The 3,228-nt window shown below is 39.9% G+C and carries 2 protein-coding genes and 11 tRNA genes; all 13 read left to right on the top strand.

The window, feature by feature from the left end; translation table 11 throughout:
• Positions 1 to 58 precede the first annotated feature (58 nt).
• The 13 genes from ACTTKP_RS11745 to ACTTKP_RS11685 all read left to right on the top strand — a co-directional run bounded on the left by ACTTKP_RS11745 (position 59) and on the right by ACTTKP_RS11685 (position 3,109).
• A tRNA-Asn gene (locus ACTTKP_RS11745) sits at positions 59 to 130 on the top strand.
• 4 nt (positions 131 to 134) lie between these two features.
• Positions 135 to 206, top strand: a tRNA-Glu gene (locus ACTTKP_RS11740).
• A 6-nt stretch (positions 207 to 212) separates the two neighbouring features.
• Positions 213 to 286: transfer RNA gene (locus ACTTKP_RS11735), tRNA-Ile, on the top strand.
• Positions 287 to 307: 21 nt separating this feature from the next.
• Positions 308 to 380, top strand: a tRNA-Val gene (locus ACTTKP_RS11730).
• A 21-nt stretch (positions 381 to 401) separates the two neighbouring features.
• Positions 402 to 487 (top strand) — tRNA-Leu (locus tag ACTTKP_RS11725).
• A 319-nt stretch (positions 488 to 806) separates the two neighbouring features.
• Positions 807 to 1,715, top strand: a complete 909-nt coding sequence (locus ACTTKP_RS11720; RefSeq protein ID WP_442554076.1) for a TIGR01212 family radical SAM protein — start codon at positions 807 to 809, stop codon at positions 1,713 to 1,715.
• Positions 1,716 to 1,717: 2 nt separating this feature from the next.
• Positions 1,718 to 2,401, top strand: a complete 684-nt coding sequence (locus ACTTKP_RS11715; protein ID WP_442554075.1) for a ribonuclease H1 domain-containing protein — start codon at positions 1,718 to 1,720, stop codon at positions 2,399 to 2,401.
• Between the two features lie 119 nt (positions 2,402 to 2,520).
• Positions 2,521 to 2,595: transfer RNA gene (locus tag ACTTKP_RS11710), tRNA-Pro, on the top strand.
• Between the two features lie 46 nt (positions 2,596 to 2,641).
• A tRNA-Gly gene (locus ACTTKP_RS11705) sits at positions 2,642 to 2,712 on the top strand.
• Positions 2,713 to 2,742: 30 nt separating this feature from the next.
• Positions 2,743 to 2,816 (top strand) — tRNA-Arg (locus tag ACTTKP_RS11700).
• A 27-nt stretch (positions 2,817 to 2,843) separates the two neighbouring features.
• Positions 2,844 to 2,917, top strand: a tRNA-His gene (locus ACTTKP_RS11695).
• A 34-nt stretch (positions 2,918 to 2,951) separates the two neighbouring features.
• Positions 2,952 to 3,026, top strand: a tRNA-Gln gene (locus ACTTKP_RS11690).
• Between the two features lies 1 nt (position 3,027).
• Positions 3,028 to 3,109 (top strand) — tRNA-Leu (locus ACTTKP_RS11685).
• Positions 3,110 to 3,228 lie beyond the last annotated feature (119 nt).

Below are 3,228 nucleotides of genomic sequence, written 5' to 3'. Positions count from 1 at the left end.
GCTTGACCAAAGTAAGGAAAGATGTTGATTCGGTTGCAGTTTTCAAGGTATATTATTTTCCTCAATAGCTCAATGGTAGAGCGCACGGCTGTTAACCGTGATGTTGTAGGTTCGAGCCCTACTTGGGGAGTTCTGGCTCCATGGTCAAGCGGTTAAGACACCGCCCTTTCACGGCGGTAACAGGGGTTCAAATCCCCTTGGAGTCACTTTTTGGTTCTTTAGCTCAGTTGGTTAGAGCAACCGGCTCATAACCGGTCGGTCCTGGGTTCGAGTCCCCGAAGAACCATTTTTTATTGCTTTTTTATTTGGGATCTTAGCTCAGCTGGGAGAGCATCTGCCTTACAAGCAGAGGGTCACAGGTTCGAGCCCTGTAGGTCCCATTACTACATTTTAGGTAGTATGCCGGTGTGGCGGAATTGGTAGACGCCCGGGACTTAAAATCCCGTGGGTAGTAATACCCGTACCGGTTCGACCCCGGTCACCGGCATTACTTATAGATAGCTGCAGATTAGATAATCTGTGGCTGTTTTTTTGTTTAATAGGAAATTTTGTTGAAATTTCCTATTAAACAAAATTTCAATTATGTTGACAGAAAGTTTTGATTATATTAAAACAGATAAAGTTATAGAAAATATAAGGAAGTGTGTTACATTTGTATTAAAATATCTGTCTGTATTATTGGTAGGGGACACAAAGATTGTAACTGATATAAATGAGGATATGAAGAAGATACAATAATTTTATCTGATTAAAAAATAGATATATGGATATAAGTGAAATGAAAGAAGAAATGAGGAAATATTCTGATGAACATTAGAACTTTATCAGACTATTGTAAAGAAAGGTTTGGTACAAAGGTATATAGACTATCCCTGTCAACAGGCTGTTCCTGCCCAAACAGAGATGGCAAGGCAGGAAGGGGAGGCTGTAGTTTTTGTTCAGAAGGCGGTTCAGGAGAATTTGCAGCTAAGGTAAAAGACATAGACTTGCAAATAGAAGAGGCTAAAGAAAAAGTAAAGCACAAGTTTACCAAAGATATAAGAGAAGAAGATAAGAAGTATATAGCCTATTTTCAGTCATTTACCAATACCTACGGAGATGTAAATAGGCTTGAACCAATCTTTAGGACTGCAATACAAAGAAAAGATATAGTAGCACTTTCTATAGGTACCAGACCTGACTGCTTTGAAGAAGAGATGCTTGATTTACTTGAAGAACTGAATAAAATAAAGCCGGTTTGGATTGAGCTCGGCTTGCAGACAGTAAATGAAGCTTCAGCTAAGGCTTTCAATAGAGGTTATGAGTTAAAGGTGTTTGAAAAGGCTTATTATGAGCTGAAAAAAAGAGGCATTGAAGTTATAATACATGTGATATTAGGCTTGCCAAATGAGAGTGCTAATGATATGTATGAAACCGTAAAATACCTGGCTTCACTTGAGCCTGAATTAGATGGAATTAAGTTGCATTTACTTCATATATTAAAAAATACGAGGCTTGAAAAAGAATATAGGTCAAATCCTTTTAAAATATTAAGCCTTGAAGAATATACGGAAATTCTTATTGACTGTCTGAAAATCTTGCCTGAAACCACTGTAATACATAGGATGACGGGGGACGGAGATAAGAGGCTTCTTGTAGAGCCGATGTGGAGTGCTAATAAGAAGGTGGTATTAAATACTATAAATAAAGCAATAAGGGAAGCAGAAAGAGAGTAGTAATGGCAAAAAAGAATTATTATGCGGTAAGGCTTGGAAAAACTCCCGGGATATACACTAGTTGGGATGACTGCAAGGCTCAGGTTACAGGGTATAAAGGAGCTATATTCAAGGGGTTTGAAGAAAAGAACGATGCGGAAGACTTTATGAAGGCGGGGGAGCATGTTTCTTATGCGGATGGGGCGGATGGAAGGACAGGGGCAGGTGGCTTAGAAGAGAAAGAAAGAAACAGAAGAAAAAGTATTATAGATGAAAAGGATAAATGTGTCAGTGAAATAACTGCCTATGTAGATGGAAGTTTTTTAGAAGGAAAAACTTTCGGCTGTGGCTGCGTGATTATTAAAGCCGGAGAGGTTATTGCTGAAATCTCAGAAGCTTATGAGGATGAAGAATTTGCGTCTATGCGTAATGTAGCAGGAGAGATTAAGGCAGCTGAGCTTGCTATGCGTTATGCCTTAGACAATGGATATAAGTCTGTGAGCATTTATCATGACTATCAGGGAATTTCAAGTTGGTGTCTGGGGGAATGGAAGACCAATAAGACAGGGACTATAGCATATAAAGAATTCTATGACAGTATAAAGGACAGACTGAGAGTAGACTTTGTTAAGGTAAAAGGACATTCGGGAGATACATACAACGATGTGGCTGATAACCTTGCTAAAAAGGCAATTGGAATTGTATAGACAAAAATGAAAAAATATTACTAAAGAAAAACAATAAAAATATCAAAAAAAGTATTGACATAATGAGTTAATTGCTGTATACTACTCCTTGCTTGATTGCAAAACACTTAAGAAAACTTCGGGGTGTGGCTCAGTTTGGCTAGAGTACTTGATTTGGGATCAAGGGGTCGCAGGTTCGAATCCTGTCACCCCGACTTGTTTCTAAGTTTTGTAGAGAGCATAATTAAATACTTATTTCTTGCGGGTGTGGTTCAATGGTAGAACACCAGCCTTCCAAGCTGGATACGTGGGTTCGATTCCCATCACCCGCTTTCATTTTGGCTAATAGTCAGAATGTGTTTGTACCGATAGCTCAGTTGGATAGAGCAACGGCCTTCTAAGCCGTGTGTCGGGGGTTCGAATCCCTTTCGGTACACTTGAGCTGGTAAAATATTTATATATGGCAGGTATAGTGTAGTTGGTTAACGCGCCAGATTGTGGTTCTGGATACCGAGGGTTCGAGTCCCTCTACCTGCCCTTTGGATACAAAGGCGGAAGTCTTTGTATTTTTTGGGCTATAGCCAAGCGGTTAAGGCACGGGACTTTGACTCCCGCATCGACGGTTCGAATCCGGCTAGCCCAGCCATGCGGATATGGCGGAATTGGCAGACGCGCCAGATTTAGGTTCTGGTGGGAACCCCCGTGCAGGTTCAACTCCTGTTATCCGCAGATAAAAAGACTGAACTTTTTGCATCTTGCATAAAGTTCAGTCTTTTTGTATAATAAGAAGTTAAAATAATTATGCTTTGGAAATTCTATTGCTAATAGGAGAACGGCGATGAAAGAGT

This window comes from Catonella sp. (assembly GCF_052169795.1).
Taxonomy (GTDB): domain Bacteria; phylum Bacillota; class Clostridia; order Lachnospirales; family Lachnospiraceae; genus Catonella.
Note: the sequence above shows the minus strand (reverse complement) of the source record. Positions and strands in the feature narration are given on the sequence as shown.

Excerpts from the sequence above, each read along its gene's own strand:
- ACTTKP_RS11720 (WP_442554076.1), top strand. The coding sequence starts at position 807 with ATGAACATTAGAACTTTATCAGACTATTGTAAAGAAAGGTTTGGTACA.
- ACTTKP_RS11715 (WP_442554075.1), top strand. The coding sequence starts at position 1,718 with ATGGCAAAAAAGAATTATTATGCGGTAAGGCTTGGAAAAACTCCCGGG.